Raw genomic sequence first — 24,386 nt, 5'->3', positions numbered from 1 at the left:
ACGCCATGACACAGCACTCCGCCGACCCGGCAGAAACCACCCACCCCGAAGCGGCTGTCGCCACCGTCGCCCAGCGCCGCGACTGGTGGCGGGACGCGGTGATCTACCAGGTCTATCCGCGCAGCTTCGCCGACAGCAACGGCGACGGCATGGGAGACTTGGAGGGCGTACGGACCCGCCTCCCGTACCTGCGCGACCTCGGCGTGGACGCCGTGTGGCTCAGCCCCTTCTACGCCTCGCCGCAGGCCGACGCCGGCTACGACGTGGCCGACTACCGTGCCGTGGACCCCATGTTCGGCAACCTCCTGGACGCCGACGCGCTGATCCGCGACGCACACGAGCTGGACCTGCGGATCATCGTCGACCTGGTCCCCAACCACTCCTCCGACCAGCACGAGTGGTTCAAGCGGGCCCTGCGGGAAGGCCCCGGATCGCCACTGCGGGACCGCTACCACTTCCGCCCCGGCAAGGGCGCGAAGGGCGAGCTGCCGCCCAACGACTGGGAGTCGATCTTCGGCGGGCCCGCCTGGACCCGGGTCACCGAGCCCGACGGCACCCCCGGCGAGTGGTATCTGCACCTCTTCGCCCCCGAGCAGCCCGACTTCAACTGGGAGCACCCGGCCGTCGGCGACGAGTTCCGCTCCATCCTGCGCTTCTGGCTCGACATGGGCGTGGACGGCTTCCGCATCGACGTGGCACACGGCCTGGTGAAGGCGGACGGCCTCCCCGACCTCGGTTCCCACGACCAGCTGAAGCTGCTGGGCAATGATGTCATGCCGTTCTTCGACCAGGACGGCGTGCACGCCGTCTACCGCCAGTGGCGCACGGTCCTCGACGAGTACGCGGGTGAACGCATCTTCGTGGCCGAAGCCTGGACTCCGACGGTCGAGCGCACCGCGAACTACGTCCGCCCGGACGAACTCCACCAGGCCTTCAACTTCCAGTACCTGGCCACGGAGTGGGACGCGGCCGAACTGCGCACGGTCATCGACCGCACCCTGGAGGCCATGCGCCCCGTCGGCGCCCCCGCCACCTGGGTCCTTTCCAACCACGACGTGACCCGGCACGCCACCCGCTTCGCCAACCCGCCCGGCCTAGGCACCCAGATCCGTCTGGCCGGCGACCGCGCTCTCGGTCTGCGCCGCGCCCGGGCGGCCACGCTGCTGATGCTGGCGCTGCCGGGATCGGCGTACGTCTACCAGGGCGAGGAGCTCGGCCTGCCGGACGTCGTCGACCTGCCGGACGAGGTACGCCAGGACCCGGCCTACTTCCGGGGTGAAGGCCAGGACGGCTTCCGGGACGGCTGCCGGGTGCCGATCCCGTGGACGCGCACCGGATCGTCGTACGGCTTCGGCGGCGGGGGAAGCTGGCTGCCGCAGCCGGAGTCGTGGGGCGAGCTGAGCGTCGAGGCGCAGGACGGCGTGCCGGGCTCGACGCTGGAGCTGTACCGCGCCGCGCTCGCCGTCCGCCGCGATCAGGCCGACCTGGGCGCGGGCGACTCGGTGGAGTGGCTGCGGGCGCCCGAGGGCGTGCTCGCCTTCCGGCGCGGGGAGTTCGTGTGCGTCGCGAACACCGGCGCGGAGTCGGTGACGACGCCGGCGTACGGGCGGGTGCTGCTCGCCAGCGGTGAGGTGTCCGAGGCGGACGGCGAGGCGAAGGTGCCGGGCGACACGACGGTGTGGTTCACCACGTCCTGACGGCCCCGCTGAAGGTTCCTTCATCACCTTCACACGGCCCGCTGCCTTTTCAGGTGGCGGGCCTTTAACATCTGCGTCACCGAAAGTTTGCTGAAAGATTTCAGCAAGTGCCTTCAATGACGAAGGAACCCCACATGGCACGCAGAACCCTCTCCGGGGCCCTCGCCCTCGCGGCGTCCGCCCTTGTCATGACCCCGTCTGTCGCGCAGGCATCCCCGCCCGGCACGAAGGACGCCACCGCCGTCCTGTTCGAGTGGAAGTTCGCCTCGGTCGCCAAGGAGTGCACCGACACACTCGGCCCCGCCGGCTACGGCTACGTCCAGGTCTCCCCGCCGGCCGAACACATACAGGGCTCGCAGTGGTGGACGTCGTACCAGCCGGTCAGCTACAAGATCGCGGGTCGGCTCGGCGACCGCACGGCGTTCCGGAACATGGTCGACACCTGCCACGCGGCGGGCGTGAAGGTGGTCGTCGACACCGTCATCAACCACATGGCGGCGGGAAGCGGCACGGGGACGGGAGGGTCGTCGTACACGAAGTACAACTACCCCGGCCTGTACTCCGCCTACGACTTCGACGACTGCACGTACCAGGTCTCCGACTACAGCGACCGCTGGAACGTCCAGCACTGCGAACTGGTGGGCCTCGCGGACCTCGACACGGGCGAGGGCTACGTCCGCCAGGCCGTCGCCGGCTATATGAACGACCTGCTCACGCTGGGCGTGGACGGCTTCCGAATCGACGCGGCCAAGCACACCGACGCGGCCGACCTGGCCGACATCAAGTCCCGGCTGACGAAGTCCTCGGTGTACTGGAAGCAGGAGGCCATCTTCGGCAGCGGCGAGGCAGTCCGGCCCACGGAGTACACGGGCAACGGCGACGTCCAGGAGTTCCGCTACGCGTACGACCTCAAGCGCGTCTTCAACAGCGAGAACCTCGCCTACCTGAAGAACTACGGCGAGGGCTGGGGCTTCATGAACAGCGGCGTCTCCGGTGTCTTCGTGGACAACCACGACACGGAGCGCAACGGCTCGACCCTCAACTACAAGGACGGCGCCGCCTACACCCTGGCGAACGTCTTCATGCTGGCCTACCCGTACGGCGCACCGGACATCAACTCCGCCTACGAGTGGTCCGACACGGACGCGGGTCCGCCCAACGGCGGCACGGTCCGCGCCTGCTGGCAGGACGGCTGGAAATGCCAGCACGCCTGGCCTGAGATCAAGTCCATGGTCGCCTTCCGCAACGCGACGCGCGGCGAGTCGGTGACGAACTGGTGGGACAACGGCGGCGACGCGATCGCCTTCGGCCGGGGCGGCAAGGGCTACGTGGCGATCAACCACGAGTCGGGCCCGCTGTCCCGGACGTACCAGACGTCGCTGCCCGCGGGCACGTACTGCAACGTGCAGGGCAACACGCCGGTGACGGTGAACTCCGGCGGACAGTTCACCGCCACCCTCGGTGCCGACACGGCGCTCGCGATCTACGCCGGCAGATCCAGCTGCTGACAGGGGAGGGTCCGTACCCGCTGCACTGGTACGGACCCCCGTCGCCGAGGTGCCGAGCGTGCCGATGAAACTGCTTGCTATGAGTTTCAAGGGTCTTGCTGTAAACCTTTCGCAGGCGATACGGTCGCGCGGACGCCCGGTGACGAAGCCGACGAGGCCGTGCCGTGGCGCAGGGGTCGGACCCGAGAGAGCCGCAATCGCAAGGAGTTCCCGCCTGTGATACCGAGTTGGCCGGCGCCCCCGACGCGCCGCACCGCGCCACATGCCAGACGCTTCGCGGCCGTCACCGTCGCCGCGCTCGCCGCAGCCCTCGTGCAGCCGCTCGCGGCTCGCGCCGAGACCCCGCCCCCGCCGCCCTCCGACGCGGAACTCGCCGCCCAGCCCGCCCGGCACGACGACACCCGTGAGCAGTTCTACTTCGTCCTGCCGGACCGTTTCGCCAACGGCACCACCGCCAACGACGAGGGCGGCCTCACCGGTTCGCGCCTGGCCACCGGCTACGACCCCACCGACAAGGGCTTCTACCAGGGTGGCGACCTCAAGGGCCTGACGAAGAGGCTCGACTACATCAAGGGCCTCGGCACCACCGCCATCTGGATGGCCCCGATCTTCAAGAACCAGCCCGTGCAGGGCACCGGTTCCAACGCCTCCGCCGGCTACCACGGCTACTGGATCACCGACTTCACCCGGGTCGACCCGCACTTCGGCACCAACAAGGACCTCGAGACCCTCATCGCCAAGGCGCACGCCAAGGGCATGAAGGTCTTCTTCGACGTCATCACCAACCACACCGCCGATGTCGTCGACTACGAGGAGAAGTCCTACGACTACCTCTCCAAGGGCGCCTTCCCCTATCTGACGAAGGACGGCGAGCCTTTCGACGACGCCGACTACGCGGACGGGACGTCCGGATTCCCCGCCGTGGACGCCGACTCGTTCCCGCGCACGCCGACGGTCGCCGCCGCCGAGAAGGACCTCAAGGTCCCCTCCTGGCTCAACGACCGGACGATGTACCACAACCGCGGCGACTCCACCTTCGCCGGCGAGAGCTCCGAGGGCGGCGACTTCTCCGGCCTCGACGACCTGTGGACCGAGCGTCCCGAGGTCGTCGGCGGGATGGAGAAGATCTACCGGCGGTGGGTCAGGGACTTCGACATCGACGGCTTCCGCATCGACACCGTGAAGCACGTCGACATGGAGTTCTGGACCCAGTGGGCCACGGCGCTGGACGCCTACGCGGCCAGGCAGGGCCGGGACGACTTCTTCATGTTCGGCGAGGTCTACTCCGCCGACACGTCGATCACTTCGCCGTACGTCACCCGGGGCCGCCTCGACGCCACGCTCGACTTCCCCTTCCAGGAGGCGGCACGGCAGTACGCCTCCCAGGGCGGCAGCGCCCAGAAGCTGGCCTCCGTCTTCGGCGACGACTACAAGTACACGACCGACAAGGCCAACGCCTATGAGCAGGTCACCTTCCTCGGCAACCACGACATGGGCCGCATCGGGTACTTCCTGAACCAGGACAACCCCAAGGCGTCCGATGCCGAACTCCTCGCCAAGGACGGGCTCGCCAACGAGCTGATGTTCCTCAGCCGCGGCAACCCCGTCGTCTACTACGGCGACGAGCAGGGCTTCACCGGCTCCGGCGGCGACAAGGACGCCCGCCAGACGATGTTCGCCTCCCGCACCGCCGACTACCTCGACGACGACGAGATCGGCACCGAGCGCACCCACGCGAGCGACGCGTACGACACGAGCGCGCCGCTCTACCGGCAGATCTCCGGACTCGCGCGGCTCCGCAAGGCCAACCCCGCCCTCACGGACGGTGTCCAGACCGAGCGTTACGCGGCCGACGGCGCCGGCGTGTACGCCTTCACCCGGACCAGCACGGGCGCCGACAGGACCGAGTACGTCGTCGCCTTCAACAACGCCGGCTCGGCGAAGACGGCGACTTTCGCCACCGGTTCGGCGGAGACGACGTACCGCGGTATCCACGGCACCGAGGACACCGTGAAGTCCGGCGCCGACAAGAAGATCACCGTCAACGTCCCGGCCGGTTCCGCGATCGTCCTCAAGGCGGCCGGCAGGCTCGCCCGGCCGGCCACCAAGCCGACGATCACCCTCAAGGCCCCCGGCACGGGCGTCACCGGCACCGTGGAGCTCGGCGCCGACGTCGACGGCGGACAGCTGAACCGGGTCGTCTTCGCCGCCCAGGTCGGCAACGGCGAGTGGAAGACGCTCGGCTCCGCCGACCACGCCCCGTACAAGGTCACGCAGACCATCGGCGAGGACGTACCGGCCGGCACGGCCCTGCGCTACAAGGCGGTCGTGACCGACTCCGCCGGAAGGACGTCGAGCGCCACGGCGCAGAGCGTCACCGGTGCCCCGCCCGCCGAGGAGACACCCACCGCCTCCTCCCGCGACTACGCGGTCGTCCACTACAAGCGCACCGACGGCGACTACGACGACTGGGGGCTGTACGCCTGGGGCGACCTCGCCGACGGCGAGTCGACCGACTGGCCCGACAGCCATGCCTTCACCGGCCGGGACGCGTACGGCGCCTTCGCCCACGTCAAGCTGAGGCCCGGGGCCTCGTCCGTCGGCTTCCTGGTCATCGACGAGGACGGCACCAAGGACGTCTCCGCCGACCGCACGATCGACGTCACCAGGACCGGCGAGATCTGGATCGAGCAGGGCAAGGAGGCCGTACGGACCGAGCGGCCCGACTACCCGGCGCAGGACAGGACCAAGGCCGTCCTCCACTACCACCGCGCCGACGGGAACCACGACGGCTGGGGCCTGCACGTGTGGACCGGAGCCGCGAACCCCACCGAGTGGTCGGACCCCCTGAAGCCGGTGCGGACCGACTCCTACGGCGCGGTCTTCGAGGTGCCGCTCACCGACGGAGCCGGCAGCCTCGGCTACATCATCCACAAGGGTGACGAGAAGGACCTGCCCGCCGACCAGTCCCTCGACCTCACGGCGAACGGCCACGAGGTGTGGCTGCTGAACGGCCAGGAGAAGTACCTGCTCCCGCAGCCGGCGGGCTCCGCGGCCGCGCTCGACCTGAGCACCTCCAAGGCGGTCTGGATCGACCGGAACACGGTCGCGTGGAACGGCTCCGATGCTGCCGCCTCCACCCAGCTGCTGTACTCCCGCAGCGGCTCCATCGCCGTCAAGGACGGGGCGCTGACCAGCGACGACGAGCGCTGGCTGCGGCTGAGGAAGACCACCCTCACCGACGCCCAGAAGGCGAAGTTCCCCCACCTGAAGAACTACACCGCCTGGTCCGTCGACCCACGCGACCGCGACCGGGTCCGTGCGGCCCTCCGCGGCCAGCTCGTCGCCTCCCAGCGGGCCGCGAACGGCGCCGTACCGGCGGCGACCGGCGTCCAGATCGCCGGCGCACTCGACGATCTGTACCCCGGCGCGACGAAGGCAGAGCTCGGACCGACGTTCCGGGACGGCCGTCCCACGCTGGCCGTGTGGGCGCCCACCGCGCGGAACGTCTCACTGGAACTCGACGGCTCCACCGTCGCCATGAAGCGGAACTCCGCCACCGGCGTCTGGTCCGTCACCGGCCCCAGGTCCTGGAAGAACAAGCCCTACCGGTACGTCGTGACCGTGTGGGCACCCAGCGTCCGCAAGGTCGTCACCAACAAGGTCACCGACCCCTACTCGGTCGCCCTGACCGCCGGCTCCGAGCGCAGTCTCGTCGTCGACCTGGACGACAAGTCCCTCGCCCCGCGCGGCTGGCCCGGTCTCGTCAAGCCCAGGGCGGTACCGATGAGGGACGCCCAGATCCAGGAACTGCACATCCGGGACTTCTCGGTGGCGGACAAGACCGCCAAGGACCCCGGCACGTACCTCGCCTTCACCGACAAGGGCAGTGACGGCTCGAAGCACCTGCGCAAGCTCGCCGGGTCGGGCACGTCCCATGTCCATCTGCTGCCCGCCTTCGACATCGCCACCATCCCCGAGAAGAAGTCCGACCAGCAGGCCACCGACTGCGACCTCGCCTCCTACCCGGCCGACTCCGACAAGCAGCAGGAGTGCGTCGCCGCGGTCGCCGCGAAGGACGCCTACAACTGGGGCTACGACCCCTACCACTACACGGTCCCCGAGGGCTCGTACGCCACCGACCCGGACGGCACCGCCCGCACGGTCCAGTTCCGCAGGATGGTCAAGGCGCTCAACGAGGACGGCCTCAGGGTCGTCATGGACGTCGTCTACAACCACACGGCGGCGAGCGGCCAGGCGGACACGAGCGTCCTCGACAGGATCGTGCCGGGCTACTACCAGCGGCTCCTCGCCGACGGCTCGGTCGCGAACAGCACCTGCTGCGCCAACACGGCCACCGAGAACGCCATGATGGGCAAGCTGGTCGTCGACTCGGTCGTCACCTGGGCCAGGGAGTACAAGGTCGACGGCTTCCGCTTCGACCTCATGGGCCACCACCCGAAGGCCAACATCCTCGCCGTACGCAAGGCCCTGGACGCGCTGACGCCCACGAAGGACGGCGTCGACGGCAAGAAGATCATCCTGTACGGCGAGGGCTGGAACTTCGGCGAGGCCGCCGACGACTCCCGTTTCGTGCAGGCCACACAGAAGAACATGGCGGGGACCGGCATCGCGACCTTCTCCGACCGTGCCCGCGACGCCGTCCGCGGCGGCGGCCCCTTCGACTCGGACCCGGGCCTCCAGGGCTTCGCGTCCGGGCTGTACACCGACCCCAACTCGTCCACCGGCAACGGCACTTCCACCGAGCAGAAGGCCCGTCTCCTGCACTACCAGGACCTGATCAAGGTGGGGCTGAGCGGCAACCTCGCCCAGTACCGCTTCACGGACACCGACGGCAACGAGGTCACCGGCGCCCAGGTCGACTACAACGGCGCCCCGGCCGGCTACGCGGACGCACCCGGCGACGCCCTCGCCTACGCGGACGCCCACGACAACGAGTCGCTGTTCGACGCGCTGACGTACAAACTGCCCAAGGACACCTCCGCGTCCGACCGGGCCCGTATGCAGGTCCTCGCGATGGCGACGGCCGCCCTCTCCCAGGGCCCGTCCCTCTCCCAGGCCGGCTCGGACCTGCTGCGCTCCAAGTCGCTGGACCGCAACTCGTACGACAGCGGCGACTGGTTCAACGCCGTCCACTGGAACTGCGCCGACGGCAACGGCTTCGGGCGCGGACTGCCGTTGGCGGCCGACAACGCGTCCAAGTGGCCTTACGCCAAACCCCTGCTGGGCGCGGTCAAGGCCGGCTGCGAGCAGATCGAGGGCGCGTCGGCCGCGTACCGGGACCTGTTGGAGATCCGTACGACGGAGAGCGGCTTCTCCCTCGGCACGGCGGGCCAGGTGCAGTCGAAGCTGTCCTTCCCGCTGTCCGGCAAGGACGAGACGCCCGGTGTGATCACCATGGAGCTCGGTGACCTCGTCGTCGTGTTCAACGCGACGCCGAAGACGCAGGAGCAGCAGATCGACGCACTGGCCGGGACCGGCTACCGGCTGCACCCGGTGCAGGCGTCGGGGGCGGACTCTATCGTCAAGTCCGCCTCCTATGAGCGGGTATCGGGCACCTTCGCCGTTCCGGGGCGCACTGTCGCAGTGTTCTCCCGTATCGCCTGACAAGAGCACTACCTTGGTGGGGCAGACCGGGAACCCGTTCTCCCCCACCGGTGCTGTCCAAGGGCTGACAGATGGACGTCAACGGCAAGCAGACAGAAACGACCGTGCTGGTCGTGGACGATGTGGCGGCCAGCCGGTACGCCATGGGCACGGTGCTGCGCCGCGCCGGCCATCAGGTCGTCCCGGTCGCCACCGGCGGCGAGGCCCTCGTCGAACTCGACGTACGGCTGCGCGAGGGCGTCCTGCCCGACGTGGCCCTCGTCGACGTGGACCTGCCGGACATGAGCGGCTTCGAACTGTGCCGCCGGCTCAAGTCCCGGCCGCACATGGCCGGCCTGCCCGTCGTCCACTTCTCGGCCGCCGCGGTGGCCCCGGGCGACCGCTGCCACGGTCTGGACGCGGGCGGCGAGGCGTATCTGACGGTGCCCGCCGAACCCGAGGAGATCGAGGCGGTGGTCCGGGCCGCGGTGCGCGCCGCGCGGCTGCGGGCCGACGACCGGGCGCTGGTACGGCGGCTGACGCTGCTGTCGGAGACGATCGTCGCCATCCAGGCGGCACGCTCCCTGCAGGAACTCGCCGACGCCGCCGCCGACGGCACCGCACGGCTCACCGGCGGCCCCGCCGCCGTCTTCGTCCTCAGCCAGGACGACGAGCTGTTCCGCGGCACATCCCGGGACCGCACCTCACTCGCGCTGCCGGACGACGGCGCCCACCGTGCCGTCGCCGGTCTGCTCCGGCGGCTCACCCGTGGGCAGGCCGGGGCGCACATCACCACGGTGCCGTCGCCGCTGTGGCCCGCCGGGTTCTTCCGGCCCGGCGGGCAGCACGACGCCCGCCTGGCGCTGGTCCTCACCCAGGACGGCAAGGCCCGCGTGTGCCTGGCCACGCCCACCCGCGGGATGCGCCGGGTGAACCCCGAGGCCGAGGCCCTGGTGGTCCGGCTCGCCCAGGCCACCGCGCTCGCCGCCGAGCCGCTGCTCATGTACCGGGTCGAGCGGCACGTGGCCCTCACGCTCCAGCACAGCTTCCTTCCCCAACCGCACCGGCTGCCCGAACTGCCGGGCCTCGACGTCGCGGTCCGCTACGTGCCCGCGTCCCCGCAGACCGAGATCGGCGGCGACTTCTACGCGGCGCTGCGCACCGAAGACGGGGTGCTCACCGCGGTCGGCGACGTCGTCGGGCACTCGCTGGACGCGGCGACCGTCATGGTCGAGATCCGGCACGCGCTGCGCGCCTACGGCGTCGACGAGAGCGACCCGGCCGTGCTCGCCGAGCGCCTCGACCGGATGCTCCAGCGCTACCACCCCGACGTCACGGCCACCGTCTGCCTGGCCCTCATCGACCCCGGCACCGGGCGCACCCGCATCGCCAACGCGGGCCACATCCCGCCGCTGGTCATCCGGGACACCAACCGGGCCGACTACGCCCAGGCCTCCGGCCCGCTGCTCGGCCTGGACCTGCCCCACCCGCCGCCCACCGAACTGTTCCTCGAGCCCACCGACCGGCTCCTCATGGTCACGGACGGCCTGATCGAGACACGGGGCACGGACCTCGCGGCCTCGATGGAGCACCTCCGTGCGGCCGCCGCCGGTGCTCTGCCCGGCCTGGACGCCCTGTGCGACACGCTCCTGGCCTGCTTCGGCCACGACCGGGAGGACGACATCGCCCTGCTGGCGCTGCAACGGACGAATTAGGGTGAGTCCTGTCGACCCGGAACCGGGCGACCCGGAACAGGAGTGCTCATGCCGCAGATCACCGTCGCCTACTCCGCCACGATGGCTTCCGCCTTCGACCGAGCCGGTTTCGCCCGGGCGATGCACACCGCGACGGTCGAGATCGCGGCCGCCGAGCCAAAGGCGTGCAAGACCCAGTTCCGTGCGAGCGACTACACCGCGTTCGGGTACGAGGACCCCGAGGAGCAGGGCCACGCGATCGTGCACGTCACGATAGGACTGCTCGCCGGGCGCACCGTCGAGACGAAGGCGAGGCTGACCGAGACCGTGCTCGAACTGCTGAGCAAGCACGTGGAGGACGACGGGTTCGTCCTGCACGCCTCCGTCGAGGTCTGCGACCTCGACGCGTCGTACCGGAAGTTCTAGGGCCCTCTGACGACAGGACCTAGGAGGCCAGCGCCATCAGCTTGCCCATCAGCTCGCCGAACGGTCCGTCGGCCGGCTCGTCCCTGAGCATGTGACGCAAGAGCGAGGCCATCTCCTCGTCGTGCGCGGCGCTGACGGCGGCCAGCGCGGCGAAGTCGTGCACGAGCTGGACCTCCAGCTCGGCGCGCGGGATACGCCGGCCGTCCAGCCAGATCAGCGCGGTCGACTCGGCGAGCGAGATCCAGGAGCGGACGACCAGTTCCAGTCGCGCGGGCGGGTTCTCGACGCGCAGATGCGAAAGGATCTGGTCGTACGCGGCCTGTCGTACGGAGTCGATGAGCGCGTTCGTCGTCGACGACCCGACGGCCGGTCCGCCGCGCATCAGTGCCGAGAAACCGGGCCCGTGGTCGTCGACGAAGTCGAAGAACCGGCGCATCACCCGCAGCAGCCGCGCCCCCAGCGGCCCCTCGTGCGGCTCCGCGAACCGGCCCGCCAGATCCTCCGAGGCACGCTTCAACGCCGCTTCGTACAGGCTGAGTTTGCCGGGGAAGTAGTGGTAGACCAGCGGGCGCGAGATGCCGGCCGCCGACGCTATCTCGTCGATGGAGACCTCGTCGGGCGAGCGGCGGCTGAACAGTTGGAGGGCGACGCCGATCAACTGCTGGCGTCGCTCGTCGACGCCCATTCTGCGGCGCACTCCGGTAGTCATACGAACACCTTACCGATCGGATCCGGCCTCGAACGGACCGGATCAGCCACGGTCGTTCACCGGAGTGCGACCTTCAAGGCATCCTCGGTCAGCGCAGCCCGCTGATCGTCCGCCCGCCCTCCAAGGTCCCCTTCAGTTCCGCCCGAGCCCCTTGCTTCGCCCGTACGGCCAGCAGGTTGCCCTGGGCGGTCCCGTGCACCCGGCCCGTCGCACTCACCGACGAAGTCCCCCGGCTTCCCGCCCCGAGCAGATACCAGGCCCCCGTCTCCGACTTCCACAGCACCCCGGCGAGCACATGTGGATCACGTGGACCGCACGCCGGCGTGTCCTCGGCCTTGGCGGCCACCGCCCCGTACGCCCCGTCCGGCGTGTCGAACTGGGCCAGCACCCGTGTCCCGCCGCCCCGCCAGGTCTCGGCCCGTGTGCACACCCACTCGGCCGACCCGCTCGCGTCGGGCAGCGGCTGCTCGGCGTACGCCCACGCGTTGACGCTCCGCACGCCCGCCGAGCGCACCGACGCCAGCGAGCAGGCGAACGGGGACCAGGTGCGCAGCGCCCCCGCGCCCGACGCCTCGCCGGGCGAGCCGGGCCGCCCCGCGGTGAGGTGGGCGGGGACCAGCTCACCGAGGTCGGTCAGCAGGCGCGTGCCCGAGTTGTCCGTCAGCTGGAGAACGTTCCACGACGTGCAGGCGCCGGTCTGTGTGGCGGGGCCGGCCAGCGGCGCGGTGACGCCGTCGGTCAGGGCGAGGTCCATCGCCCCGGCGCCCGGTTTCACGAGGTCCCGCTCGGCTGCCTTCCTCACCCAGGGCGCCGTCAGATAGCGGACGTTGCCGTCCGCCCGGCCGAGGACCACGGCCGCCGCCTCGGCCCCCGTGGCGCCGTCGACCCGCGCGAAGTCGAGGGCCGCGCCCTGTGTGCCGTCCTTCGGCTCGGCGTAACGGGCGATGCGCAGACCGTCGTAGAAGATCACCACGCGCGCGCTGTCGACGGCCCCGGCGTACAGGAGCTGGGGCGGGCCGGCCGGGCCGCCGGACGGGGTGCCGGTGGTCGCCGAGACCCGGACGGTCTCCCCGGGGCGGGCCCAGACGGCGAGGGCGCGGCGCAGCAGCGCCGTGTCGCCCTTGAGCTCACCACGGGCGGGCCACACGGAGAAGTCGGTGCGCGCGGCGGACTCCCACGCGGTGGCGGCGACCTTGGTCAGCCGGCCCGGATCGAGGGCGGCCTGGGCCGCCGGGTTCTGCGCGTACGACGGCGCCGCGGCACCGTCGGGGCCCCAGCCGCCGCTGGGCAGGCCGAGCAGCGCCCCGCACACGGCGATGGCCGCCGCGGCGGCGAGCGCGGCCTTCGTGTGCTGCCTGCGCCGCATCAGGTCGGTGGGCCGGGCCTGCAGCGAACAGGGGTCGAACTCGGGGGAGTCGAGCAGCGCGTACCAGGCCCCGACACGGTCAGCCTCGCGCAGAGCGCTGTCCGGGTCCACGACACCGGCGGCGGTCAGGACCTTGCGTACGGCTCCTTCCGGGAGCTTCTCCAGGCCGCGCAGCACATACGCGGCGCGGGCCGGGCCGGAGAGGGCGGACAACTGCTGGTCCAGGGCGAGCTCGTCGGCGCCGCCCGAGCGCGGGAACAGGCGCAGGCCCCACACCTGGGGCAGCAGCGGCGGCAGCTGGGACCGCTTGGGCCACGCCCTGCGCCTGAGCGGCAGGCCCGCCTCCAGCGCCGTACGCACCACCTGGAGGCGGACGTAGGCGTAGCCCGGGTCGCCGTCGCGGCCGGTCGACTGGGCCGGGATCACGGGCGACGCGGCCCGGCCCCGGGGCAGGGCGCGCTGGGCGAGGGCGTGCGCGGTCAGGACCCGCCGGCTCCGGCCCAGGCCCGGCGGCAGCACCAGGTAGGCGAGCCTGACAAGCCGTGGGTAGTGCTCGACGAGCGCGGCCTCGGCCTGTGCGACGTCGACGACCGGATCGGAGGCGGCATGGGCGGGGCGGCGCGGGGCGACATCCTGTGACTGCACGTTCAGCAGAACGAGCGAATCGTTGGATGGTCACCAGGCTGCGGAGAGTTACCCGTCGGATTCCACGAGCAGACGGGCGTGGTTCGCCGTGGACCGCTGGCAGCGCGGCAGACGGGGCGCCGGCGCGCACCGGCACACTTTCGCACGGGTGAGCCGGGGAACGGCAGCGGTATTTTGAGTGCTCCGTGCGCGGGAGCCGTATCCAGGACGAGGCTCTTGCAGGGAGGACAGATGAAGGTGACCCGACCGATGCTCGCGCTGTGCGGCGCCGCGCTGGTGCTGGCGCTGGCGGGCTGCGGCTCCGACGCGGACCCGAAGGTGGTGCCGGAGGCGGCCACCGGCAGCCTGGAGCACCTGGCCGCCGAGGTGAAGTGCACGCCGGACATGCAGACGGACGCCGACGAGATCCGCCAGGCCATCTGCAAGAACGCCGACGGCAAGTTCATCCTCGCGACCTTCGCCACCGACCGCGGCCAGCGCGAGTGGATCAACGGGGCCAAGGACTACGGCGGTCACTACCTTGTCGGCCGCAAGTGGGTGGCCGTGGGCGAGAGCAGGACGGTGGCGGCGCTGCGGAACACGCTCGGCGGCGACATCGAGGAAGGGGCGGACCACTCCTCGCACGAGCCGCACGAGCCCTCCGAGGGCGCGACGCACTCCGGACACTGACCGGGCCCGGCACACAGAAGGCCGGCGGTGAGGAAACCTCGCCGCCGGCCTTCTCGGTGGATCACGCGCAGCGCCTGCCGGTGTTGATGCAGTCGACCATCTTGTTCATCAGGTTCTGGGAGAAGAAGTTGATGAAGTCGTTGTGGTCGGTGACCGGCTTGTGCAGCTGCTCGGGGAAGGTGTCCACCGCGTACGGGTTCACCACCTGGCCGTTCTCGATCTGCGGGGCCGGGACGTCGTAGACCAGACGGACCTGGAGCTGGGGGATCGCCTTGAAGCCGTTGGCGCAGGTGCCGTCGGCCTGGACGAACGCCACGTGCGTGCGGTGGTTGGCGCTGTCGATGTTCTGGCCGTCCCAGCAGCTCTGGAAGTTGGTCGTCCGGACCACCTGGCTGCCCTGGGGGCAGATCGGGTACTTGTCCTCCAGCTGCACCTTGTTCTCGAAGCCGGTGCAGCTCCAGTTCACGTTGGCGTTCCCGAGGCCGTTGACGAAGGACTTGGCGTCACCGGTGATGATGCGCAGGGCCGTCGGCATCGCGACGACGTTGCCCCTCTTGTTGCCGACGAACTTCAGCTGCGCCTGGGCGGGCTGGAGGATCTTGCCGACGTTGCCCTCCTTGCCACCGCCGTCGTTGTTCTGGTCGAAGTCCTGCGTACCGTCCTGCAGACGCAGCACCGGCCAGAAGTACGACGACTTGTCGCCCTGGTTCTGGCAGCTCGTGCCGGCCCCCGCCAGCTCCTGGTCGCTCGCGAACGCGTCGTTGTTCTGGTTGCCGACGTAGTCGTGCAGGTGGTGCGCGCCGTTGGTGACACCGGGGGCGACGATCACGTTGTCCGTGTTGTGGTTGTCGTTCCCGTTGGTGCCGCACCTCGTGGTGAAGCTGCCCCGCGAACCGCTGTCGCCGTTCGCCTTGAGCCCGTTCGCGCCCACGCCCAGCTGGGCGTCGCCCTGGACCTGGGTGATGTCCACGAAGTCCGCCGCCACCGGGCCGTTGCCGCCCTGGCCGCCGTTGCCCTGCTGCTGGCCGTTGTCGCCACCCTGCTGCTGACCGTCGTCCTGCTGCTGGCCGTTGTTGTTCTGACCGTCGTCCTGCTGCTGCCCGTCGTTGTCCTGCCCGTCGTTTTGCTGACCGTCGTCCTGCTGGCCGTCGCCTTCACCGGCGTTGGTCTGCGGGGCTGCGGTCTGCGTCGTACAGGCGGCGAGCTGGCTCAGCGAGTTGGAGAACGACCCGCCGACCCGCTGGATGTTGGTCCTGAGGCGGTCGATCGTCGCGGTCCGCTTCTCCTTGAGCGGGCCGACGATCGCGTTCTGCACGAAGTTCGCGTCGTTGGCCTGGGCCTGGCGCGTGGAGGCGAGACGGGCGTAGGCCTCGGTGATCTGCTTGTCGAGGTTCGCCAGCTCCGTGGCCACGCCGGTACGCGCCCGGCTCGGCACGTTCGTCAGCTTCTGGCCCACGTCCGGGCAGGAGATGGTGGCGACCTGCGCGGCCGCGGCCTTGGTCTGGTTCTGCGCAGAGTTCGTCTCGTGCGCCGAAGCGTAGAAGTTCGCCCAGATCAGCCCGCCCCCACCGAGCGCTAGGGCCGCCGATGCGGCAATGGCCTTGGTGGCCAGCGGCGTACGGCGTTTTCGTGTGTTGCGTCCCATGGAACTCCTCTGACTTCCTTGCGGGGCAGCATCGAGGCGCCCGACAGGAGTGAAGCGGCTCCCATTCATACGGAGGCGGTCCCACAGGTGTTCAGCCGACTCGGGAATTGCTGTGAGATTCGAGAGACAATTCGGCCCCAACTTCCGCACAGGTAACGCAAATCAAGGATTGGGCGTCGGGAGGCTCGGGCGCCGGGTCAGGGGGTGGTGCCGGCTGCACCCCCACCCGCCGCGAGCACCTTCGCCTCCAGCTCCGGATCGAGGCCCACCGCGGGCCGGTCCGGGCGCTGCGGGGCGGTACCGCCGATCTCCCGCAGCCAGCTCCAGGTGTCGGCCACGGTCTCGGTGACGGGTCGGCAGCTCAGGCCCGCCGCGAGGGCGCGGGAGACGTCCCCGCTGTGCAGGGACGCATGCTCCTCGCTCCCCGGAGGCACCCACACCGGCAGCCGGGTCCACGGCTCGACGCCCGCCGCGAGGATCACCTCGGGGTCGGTCCAGCGCAGTTCCGCGGTCGCGCCGGTGGCGTCCACGCACGCGTCGAGCAGCGTGCCCATGGTGGCGTGTCCCTGCGGGGCGACGAGGTTCACCGGCCCGCTCAGTTCCCGCTCCACCGCACCGAGGATCCACTCGGCGAGATCGCGGACGTCGACGTACTGCAGGGGCAGATCCCGCGGCCCGGGGGCCAGAACCGGTCCGCCGCGGGCGATCCGGTTCAGCCACCACGGCAGCCGGCCGATGTTCTCGTACGGGCCGAGGATCAGCCCGGCCCGTACGAGGAGGGAGCGGTCCGCGCCGAAGGCCGCGACCGCGGCCAGCTCGGCGCCCCGCTTGTCGCGGGCGTAGTCGGTCCGGTCCGCGTCGGGCTCGGCGCCCTCCACCAGCGGCGCGTTCTCGGTGTAACCGGCCGGCGCGGGCCACGCGTACACCGAGCAACTCGACACGTACACATACCGTGCGGCGCGGCCCCGCAGCAGCCGCGCCGTGTCCCGTACCGCCCGGGGCGCCGCCGACCAGGTGTCGACGACGGCGTCCCACTCGCCCCCCTCGGCCAGCGCGGCAAGTCCGTCGGGCTCGGTGCGGTCCCCGTGCAGGGACCGCACCCCGGCCACGGGTACATGCCGTCCCCGGTGGAAGACGGTCACGTCCCAGCCGCGCCCGAGCGCCGCCTCCACGACGGCCCGCCCCGCGAACTCGGTGCCGCCCAGCATCAGAAGTCTCATGCCGGTGACTGTGCACGATCCGGCCCCGGGACGGAACGGGAATCTGCTGTCAGGAGAGCAGAAGGGGTCCGGGAAACGGTCAACGCCCGGTCGCCGGCGTGTACTTGTAGCCGACCCGCCGCACCGTCTGGATGGTGCCCCGGTGCTCGGCGCCCAGCTTGCGGCGCAGGCGGGCGATGTGGACGTCGACGGTGCGGCCGTCGCCCACGTGTCCGTAGCCCCACACCGTGGTGACCAGCTGGTCGCGCGTGTGCACCCGGTTCGGGTGCGCGACAAGGTGGGCGAGCAGCTCGAACTCCAGGTATGTGAGATCGAGTTCGTGCCCGTCCACCTCGGCGGTGCGCTGCACGGTGTCGACGCGGACGAGCGGGGCGCCCTCCTCGTCGGCCGGCTCGCCGGCCTCGGCGAGGTCGGGTACTGCCACCGGCGGGAACGGCGGCTGCTGGTCGGCCGGGACGAGCACGAGGTAGCCGACCATCGGCGGCCGGCCAGGCAGGGCGGGCAGGGTGTGCTGGGGAGCGGGCAGCCAGGTGGCACCCGGGGGCAGGAAGTCGGTGACGTCGACCACCTCGTCGCGGTCGACGGCGCGCAGCCGGTGCCGGGCGGGTCCGGTCGCCGCGGTGGCGGACGGGGCGGTGGCGGACGGGGCGGTGAGGGTGGCGGTGGAGAAGGAACGAGTGGTCGCCATGAGATGTCAGCTCTTTCGCGCGAGGAGTTCGTCGGAAATCCGACGGCCCGGGGGTTCGGGGCCCGTCGAGGACGTACGTCGTTTCGCGCCGGCCGAAGGCCGGGGTGTGCGGCTTTAGAGGGCCGGCGCGTTCATCGCGCGGCAACACACCCGGTCGAAGTCGTGGTGTTGACGGGAAGGCCAGAAGGGCTCGAGGTCATGGCGACCCGTCGCGGTGGACTTCTGGAAGCTGGCCATGACCCCATTGAAGCAGACGCGTGGCTTCGGCAGGACCCTCCTCTCACTGCTCGGACGCTTCCTTGGCGTGAAGTCGGCGTTGCCGACTTCACCGGTCTCCACGCCCCCACCACGGCACGCGCCACCGACAGCGCGAGGGGCGCCCACCGTCGTGGTGGGCGCCCCTCGCGTGGCTGTGGCGGGGAGGATCAGACCTGGCCGGCCTTCTCCAGCGCGGTGCAGCAGGTGTCGACGATCAGGCGGGTCACCAGGTACGGGTCGACGTTGGCGTTGGGACGGCGGTCCTCGATGTAGCCCTTGCCGTCCTTCTCGACCTGCCACGGGATACGGACCGAGGCGCCGCGGTCGGAGACGCCGTAGCTGTACTCGTTCCACGGGGCGGTCTCGTGCAGGCCCGTCAGACGGTCGTCGATGCCGGCGCCGTAGTTCTTGACGTGGTCGAGCGGCTTGGAGCCCTCACCCAGCGACTCGCACGCGGTGATGATCGCGTCGTAGCCCTCGCGCATCGCCTTGGTGGAGAAGTTGGTGTGCGCGCCGGCGCCGTTCCAGTCGCCCTTGACCGGCTTGGGGTCGAGGGTGGCGGAGACGCCGAAGTCCTCGGCGGTGCGGTAGAGCAGCCAGCGGGCCACCCACAGCTGGTCGGCGACCTCCAGGGGGGCCAGCGGACCGACCTGGAACTCCCACTGGCCGGGCATGACTTCGGCGTTGATGCCGGAGATGCCCAGGCCCGCCTTCAGGCAGTTGTCGAGGTGGGCCTCGACGACCTCACGGCCGAAGATCTCGTCGGCGCCGACACCGCAGTAGTAGCCGCCCTGGGGAGCCGGGAAGCCGCCCTCGGGGAAGCCGAGCGGGCGGGCACCGTCGAAGAAGGTGTACTCCTGCTCGATGCCGAAGATCGGCTCCTGGGCGGCGTACTTCTCGGCGACCTCGGTGAGCGCGGCACGCGTGTTGGACGAGTGCGGCGTCATGTCGATGTTGAGGACCTCGCACAGGACGAGGATGTCGTCGCCGCCGCGGATCGGGTCGGGGCAGGTGAAGACCGGCTTGAGGACGCGGTCCGAGGCGTGGCCCTCGGCCTGGTTCGTGGAGGACCCGTCGAAGCCCCAGATCGGCAGCTCGGCACCCTTGGCTTCGTCGGCCAGAATCTTGGTCTTGGAACGCAGCTTGGCCGTCGGCTCGGTGCCGTCGATCCAGATGTACTCAGCCTTGAAGGTCACGGGCCACATCCTTCGGGGGTGGGTCTAGGCGCACTTGCGGGTGCTGCGGCGCTGCGGCACTGGGGCGCCGCCTTCGATGCCCGGCAGCCTGTCAACAGGCGATTTCCCGATCATTGCTCGAATGTGAACCCCGTGTTACCGGGTTGCACTGTGTCGCGTTTCACGGTGTGAGGCGGCTGTGCGGCCCGGCCGTCGGCGAAGAGGGATCGTTCGCAGTCGCAGACGGATGGTGTTCCGGCGGCTCGTATGCGAGGGGAACGGATGCGGCCCCGAGGGGGCGCGGGCAGCGGTACGCGGCCGGCGACCGCCACCCCCGTAACGGTCGCCGGCCGCTGACCCGCCGGTCCGGGCTGCTCCTGGGCGGGAGCGGCCGGACCGGTGACACGTACGAGGCGGCGGCAACAGCGGCAACAGGTGCCGCCGCCTCATCGATCTCCTGGGCGCCTCTGCCTCACCCCACCTTCTCGATCACTGCTCGGCGGATCAGGAACTTGCCGGGCTCCCGGACCTGTTCGAAGGCCGCGTTGTTGAGCAGGACGCAGCTGCCGGAGACCGAAGTGACCTCCACCGTCGTGGACTTGTTGTTGTCCAGGTTGGTGACCTTCAGCTTGGTCCCCGCCGGGAACTGGTTGCTGGACGCGGCGGGCGCCCCGCCCTCGCCGGACAGGGTGACGGTCGAGCCGTTGCACACCTGCTGGCCGGAGGCGGCAGCGCCACCGCCGTTGTTCCCGTTGTTCCCGTTCGCGTTTTCCGCGGGGGCGGTCTGCGAGGGCTGTGCGCCCCCTGCCTGCTGGCCTCCGCCCTGCTGGCCGTTCTGCGCAGGCTGCGACGCCTGGGAGCCCTGAGCCGACTCCCCGACGACACAGCCGGACGCTTCCTGCTGTTTCTTGATCTGGGCGACGACCGCCTCGCGGTTGGCGATCCGTGCCGCGGACTGCGCGTCCGGATTGGCGCGCTGGCCGTCGATGAACTTCTGGTTGTTGCCGAGGGCGGTGGCGAGTCCCTGGCAGACCGACGACTCCGCGGCGGCCTGCGGGGCGGCGGCGTTCGAGGTGCTCGCCATGACGAACGCACCGCCTCCCGCCACCGACGCCGCGCTCACCAGCAGCGCGATCTTCTTCTTGGTGCTGAGAGTTCTCCTGCGTGACATGCGCGCCTCCTGAAGAGGTCGGGGAGCGTACGTCGGTAGGTACGAGATCCCGAACGAAGTTACTCAGCGGTTACAGGAGTCACTGAAGTAACCTGCATCACATATCTGATCAACGGCCTCGGCTCCCCCCGCTCTTTCCCTCCTCGTAGGCCACCACGGTGTCGGCGACGTCCTGGAGCAGCCCCTCCGTCTGCCGCGTGAGCTCCGCCTCGCCGGACTACCGGGACAGGGCATCCCGTACGGCCTCGTCGGTGCGGGCCACCACCGCCGTGCCGTCCTCGGCCGTGATGATCGGGCGCTGGATCAGCTTCGGGTGCTCGGACAAGGCCTTGATCCACCGGTCGCGCGAAGTCTCGTCCCGCGGCCACTCCTTGAGGCCGAGCTCCCTGGCGGCGGCCTCCTGGGTGCGCGTGATGTCCCACGGTTCGAGACCGAGCCGGCCGAGAACCTCCCGGATCTCGTCCTCGCCCGGTACGTCCTCCAGGTAGCGGCGGACGGTGTAGTCGGCACCCTCGGCGTCCAGCAGGGTGAGCGCGCTGCGGCACTTCGAACAGGCCGGGTTGATCCAGATCTCCATGCCGCCCACGGTACGCCAGACCCGTGCCCCACCTGCGGCACTGCCTCCCCGAAAGCCCTTGTGGCCAGGGGCTCTTGTCAGTGGCGGGCAGTAGAATAGAAGCAGTGTTCGAGGGCGTTGCCGGGGTGGCCGAACCCCGGAGGGGGCGCCCTGACCGCGACAGGAGGATGCCTGTGCCCGCTGCCGCACTGAAGCAGAAGCCGTTGCCCACCCAGTCCACCGCGAATCACCCTGTGCTGCTCGATCTGCCGTACGCGCCCGTGGAGAAGCGGACGCTGCCGCCGGGCCGCCCGCGCGAGTGGTACGTCACCCACAACCGCCGCCTCAAGGCGATGCGCCTCGCCATCGCCCTGCTCGACTCGGGCGTGTACGTGCCCAACCAGGCCCGCAACGAGACGATACGGAGCACGGCGGAACTGATCGGCGTACACCCGCCCTCGGACACGACGTGCCACATGGTGCGAGCGCTGATCCGATACTCGCGTTGAGCCGGTGCGCCGGGTGCGCCCTGTTTCGGGCGTGCCCGGCGCTGGTGCGGGCGTCACCGGGGGCCGCAGCCCCCCGCTTCGGCCTGACCGGCGCCGAACTGCCCAGCTCTACGCCGACAACTCCTTCTCCAGCGGCGTCCGGAACCGAGGCGTCACCCGGGTCGTTCCCACCCAGCCCCGCAGGCGCTCCGCCTCCGCCGCGATCGCCGCCCGCGCCTCCCGACCCACGCCGTCCGTGTCCAGCAGGCGCCACACGATCTCGCCGTCCGGCCGTTGTGCCCAGCCTCCCACCACGCGGCCGTTCCACCACACCGTGGGCCCGACGTTGCCGCTGTAGTCGAACAGCCGGGGGCGCAGCTCCGGTGCGAGGTACCAGTCCCGCTGCTGCCATCCCATCGCCGTCGGATCGAGGGCCGGCAGCAGCGCGGCCCACGGCTCGGGCGGTCCCGCCACCGGAGCGTCGTCGCCGGCGACAACGTACCCCGTGCCCTCGTCAAGGGACACCGGTCGCGCGCCGATCGCCGTCAGCGCCCTGCGGACGTCCGTGACCCGCCAGCCCGTCCACCACCTCAGGTCGGCCTCCGTGGCCGGCCCGCACGCGGTGAGCCAGTGGTGCAGCAGGCGGGCCTGCGCCCGGGCCGTGTCCAGCTCGGGGTGCTCGGGTGCCACCGCCCAGCGGAACCGGCTGGACGTCCAGGAACCGAGAGGGCGGCCCCGGACGACCTTCCCCTCCACGCCCAGCACCCTCAGCAGGCGCGTCGAAACGGTGTGCAGACCCTCGTAGCTCTTGCCGGCCGCGTACGCGAACTGCTCCCGCAGACGCGGCTCGTCCTCGGCGAGTTCGGCCGCCGTGGCCTGGCCGCGCCGGGCCAGCGCGGCCAGGGCCGACTCCTCGACCTCCTTCAGCCAGGCCGCGTCCGGCGCCCCGGCCTTCGCCATGTCCTTGAGCAGCCCGGCACGCTCGCGGGCGGCGACCGCGAGGCCGGTCGAGGCGTGCACCACCGCGGTCAGGTCCGCGGGGAACACGAACACGGTGTGCCGCATGCCGTGCATACGGACCAGGGTGCGGTCCTCGTACAGCGCCCGGGCGGTGTCCGGCACCGTCCTCGCCGGGTCGGCCAGCCGGGCGCCGACGGCCAGGTACACCGTCGCGGGGTCCGAGCCGTGCAGAGCCACAAGGGAGGCGGCGGCCTCTTCCGGGCCGGCCGCCCGCGCCGTCCCGGACAGCCGGTGCCGCAGCGCCAGCCTGGCCCGGCGCTCCGCCACACCGATGTTCCGCTGCTCGCCGACCATGCCGACCTCCACCCGCTCTCCGCCTTCTCCGCCCGTTCCGCCTGACCGCATCCTCCCGGACGCCACTGACAACCGGGGCCGTCACCCGATTGCCGTACCCGGCATGCGCATGCCCCCACGCCCGGCCTTCACTGCGTTCAGGAGGTGACGCGGACCAGGAGCACCAGGAGACCAGGGAGGCGTGATGCAGAGGCAGGGCACATGACCACCACCCCAGCCGGCCCCGCCGAGCGCGGCCGGGCCGCCCGCAAACGCGTCCCGCGCTCCGCGCACGGCCTGTGGATCCCCTCCGTCGAGCGGCCCGACCCCGTCGCCCTGCTGGAGCGCCAGGACCGTGACCGGCTGCCGGAGCTGCTGCCGATCCGGTACGGACGTATGGCCGCCTCGCCCTTCGCCTTCCTGCGCGGGGCGGCCGCCGTGATGGCCTCCGACCTCGCCGCCCAGCCCCACTCCGGCCTCACCGTGCAGCTGTGCGGCGACGCCCATCTGCTCAACTTCGGCCTGTACGCCTCGCCGGAGCGGTCCGTGCTCTTCGACCTCAACGACTTCGACGAGACGTTCCCCGGCCCCTTCGAGTGGGACGTCAAACGGCTCGCCGCCAGCGTGGCCACAGCCGCCCGCGAGAACGGTCACGACAAGGCGAAGGCGCGCCGGGCCGCGCAGGAGGCCGGGGCCGCGTACCGCGTGAACATGCGGAGGCTGGCGAGCATGGGCGAACTCGACGTCTGGTACGAGCGCATCGACGTCGAAAGCATGCTGCCCCTCATCCGCTCCGCCCGTCACCGCCGCCGCGCCGAGTCCAGCCTCACCCGGGCCCGCCGCCGCACCAGCCTGCAGGCCCTGGGCAAGCTGACCGAGGTCGTCGACGGCCGCCGGCGCATCATCCACGACCCGCCGCTCCTCGAACCCGCCGGCGCCGCCGACACCGCCACCCTGCGGAAGAGCTTCAGCGACTACCGCTCCACCCTCTCCGAGGAACGCCGTCTGCTCCTGGACCGCTTCCGCTTCGTGGACGCCGCCCGCAAGGCCGTCGGCGTCGGCAGCGTCGGCATGCGCTGCTTCATCGTGCTGTTCGCCGGACGGGACTCCGACGACCCCCTGTTCCTGCAGATCAAGGAGGCCCGCAGGTCCGTACTGGAGGAGCACCTGCCCAGCGGCCCGTACGTCCATCCCGGGCACCGGGTCGTCGCCGGGCAGCGGCTGCTGCAGGCCGCCGGCGACATCTTCCTCGGCTGGATGACCGGGCCGCAGGACCGCGCCTTCTACTGGCGGCAGCTGCGCGACATGAAGGGCTCCGCGGACGTGGCCGGGATGGGCCCGGCCGACCTGCTCGCCTACGCCCGGCTGTGCGGCACCACGCTGGCCCGCGCGCACGCCCGCTCCGGCGACCGCGTCGCGATCGCCGCCTATCTGGGCGGCGCGGACACCTTCGAAAGGGCCGTCGCGGAGTTCGCGCTGAGCTACGCCGACCAGACCGACGCCGACCACGCGGCGCTGGGCGCGGCCGTGGCGGCGGGCGTGGTGCGGGCGGAGCCGGGGGTCTGAGAGCG

Annotated in this window: 17 protein-coding genes; 8 read left to right on the top strand and 9 right to left on the bottom strand. The window is 71.0% G+C overall.

The window, feature by feature from the left end; translation table 11 throughout:
* The first annotated feature begins 5 nt into the window (after window positions 1–5).
* The 5 genes from ACZ562_RS19130 to ACZ562_RS19110 all read left to right on the top strand — a co-directional run bounded on the left by ACZ562_RS19130 (window position 6) and on the right by ACZ562_RS19110 (window position 10,932).
* Entirely contained in the window at window positions 6–1,697 is a 1,692-nt protein-coding gene (locus tag ACZ562_RS19130) for a glycoside hydrolase family 13 protein (RefSeq protein ID WP_471180198.1), read from the top strand.
* 134 nt (window positions 1,698–1,831) lie between these two features.
* Window positions 1,832–3,205, top strand: a complete 1,374-nt coding sequence (locus ACZ562_RS19125; protein WP_471180195.1) for an alpha-amylase — start codon at window positions 1,832–1,834, stop codon at window positions 3,203–3,205.
* Between the two features lie 216 nt (window positions 3,206–3,421).
* Window positions 3,422–8,833 (top strand): pullulanase-type alpha-1,6-glucosidase, encoded by a 5,412-nt coding sequence (gene pulA / locus ACZ562_RS19120; protein ID WP_471180192.1) that lies wholly within the window; start codon window positions 3,422–3,424, stop codon window positions 8,831–8,833.
* 71 nt (window positions 8,834–8,904) lie between these two features.
* A complete protein-coding gene (locus ACZ562_RS19115; RefSeq protein WP_471180189.1) occupies window positions 8,905–10,527 on the top strand; it encodes a SpoIIE family protein phosphatase in 1,623 nt (540 codons plus the stop codon).
* A gap of 48 nt (window positions 10,528–10,575) precedes the next feature.
* A complete protein-coding gene (locus ACZ562_RS19110) occupies window positions 10,576–10,932 on the top strand; it encodes a 5-carboxymethyl-2-hydroxymuconate Delta-isomerase (protein WP_471180187.1) in 357 nt (118 codons plus the stop codon).
* 19 nt (window positions 10,933–10,951) lie between these two features.
* Here ACZ562_RS19110 and ACZ562_RS19105 read toward each other — a convergent pair whose 3' ends face one another.
* Window positions 10,952–11,641 (bottom strand): TetR/AcrR family transcriptional regulator, encoded by a 690-nt coding sequence (locus tag ACZ562_RS19105; RefSeq protein WP_471180184.1) that lies wholly within the window; start codon window positions 11,639–11,641, stop codon window positions 10,952–10,954.
* Window positions 11,642–11,729: 88 nt separating this feature from the next.
* A complete protein-coding gene (locus ACZ562_RS19100) occupies window positions 11,730–13,652 on the bottom strand; it encodes a hypothetical protein (RefSeq protein ID WP_471180182.1) in 1,923 nt (640 codons plus the stop codon).
* Window positions 13,653–13,883: 231 nt separating this feature from the next.
* Between ACZ562_RS19100 and ACZ562_RS19095 the strand changes: the two genes are divergently transcribed.
* A complete protein-coding gene (locus ACZ562_RS19095; RefSeq protein ID WP_471180179.1) occupies window positions 13,884–14,321 on the top strand; it encodes a hypothetical protein in 438 nt (145 codons plus the stop codon).
* A 61-nt stretch (window positions 14,322–14,382) separates the two neighbouring features.
* Here ACZ562_RS19095 and ACZ562_RS19090 read toward each other — a convergent pair whose 3' ends face one another.
* The 6 genes from ACZ562_RS19090 to ACZ562_RS19065 all read right to left on the bottom strand — a co-directional run bounded on the left by ACZ562_RS19090 (window position 14,383) and on the right by ACZ562_RS19065 (window position 21,055).
* Window positions 14,383–15,966 (bottom strand): DUF1996 domain-containing protein, encoded by a 1,584-nt coding sequence (locus ACZ562_RS19090; protein ID WP_471180176.1) that lies wholly within the window; start codon window positions 15,964–15,966, stop codon window positions 14,383–14,385.
* A gap of 197 nt (window positions 15,967–16,163) precedes the next feature.
* Window positions 16,164–17,186: an SDR family oxidoreductase gene (locus tag ACZ562_RS19085; protein WP_471180174.1), complete on the bottom strand. Its 1,023-nt coding sequence runs from the start codon at window positions 17,184–17,186 to the stop codon at window positions 16,164–16,166.
* Window positions 17,187–17,265: 79 nt separating this feature from the next.
* Window positions 17,266–17,874 carry a winged helix-turn-helix domain-containing protein gene (locus ACZ562_RS19080; RefSeq protein WP_471180171.1) on the bottom strand — a complete coding sequence of 203 codons (609 nt, stop codon included), beginning with the start codon at window positions 17,872–17,874 and terminating at the stop codon, window positions 17,266–17,268.
* Window positions 17,875–18,299: 425 nt separating this feature from the next.
* Window positions 18,300–19,328, bottom strand: coding sequence for a glutamine synthetase (gene glnII, locus ACZ562_RS19075; protein ID WP_471180168.1), 1,029 nt, complete (start codon window positions 19,326–19,328; stop codon window positions 18,300–18,302).
* A gap of 451 nt (window positions 19,329–19,779) precedes the next feature.
* The gene (locus ACZ562_RS19070) at window positions 19,780–20,478 is read right to left on the bottom strand and encodes an RlpA-like double-psi beta-barrel domain-containing protein (protein ID WP_471180165.1); all 699 of its coding nucleotides are present in this window, start codon (window positions 20,476–20,478) and stop codon (window positions 19,780–19,782) included.
* 217 nt (window positions 20,479–20,695) lie between these two features.
* Window positions 20,696–21,055: an arsenate reductase family protein gene (locus ACZ562_RS19065; RefSeq protein ID WP_471180162.1), complete on the bottom strand. Its 360-nt coding sequence runs from the start codon at window positions 21,053–21,055 to the stop codon at window positions 20,696–20,698.
* 173 nt (window positions 21,056–21,228) lie between these two features.
* Here ACZ562_RS19065 and ACZ562_RS19060 point away from each other — a divergent pair, with 173 nt between their 5' ends.
* Window positions 21,229–21,543, top strand: coding sequence for a hypothetical protein (locus ACZ562_RS19060; RefSeq protein ID WP_471180160.1), 315 nt, complete (start codon window positions 21,229–21,231; stop codon window positions 21,541–21,543).
* Between the two features lie 108 nt (window positions 21,544–21,651).
* Here ACZ562_RS19060 and ACZ562_RS19055 read toward each other — a convergent pair whose 3' ends face one another.
* Entirely contained in the window at window positions 21,652–22,836 is a 1,185-nt protein-coding gene (locus tag ACZ562_RS19055; RefSeq protein WP_471180157.1) for a winged helix DNA-binding domain-containing protein, read from the bottom strand.
* A gap of 201 nt (window positions 22,837–23,037) precedes the next feature.
* Between ACZ562_RS19055 and ACZ562_RS19050 the strand changes: the two genes are divergently transcribed.
* A complete protein-coding gene (locus ACZ562_RS19050; protein ID WP_471180154.1) occupies window positions 23,038–24,381 on the top strand; it encodes a DUF2252 domain-containing protein in 1,344 nt (447 codons plus the stop codon).
* Window positions 24,382–24,386 lie beyond the last annotated feature (5 nt).

It is taken from the genome of Streptomyces sp. NPDC040410, assembly GCF_055595715.1.
This window is presented reverse-complemented; position numbering and strand designations above follow the sequence as displayed.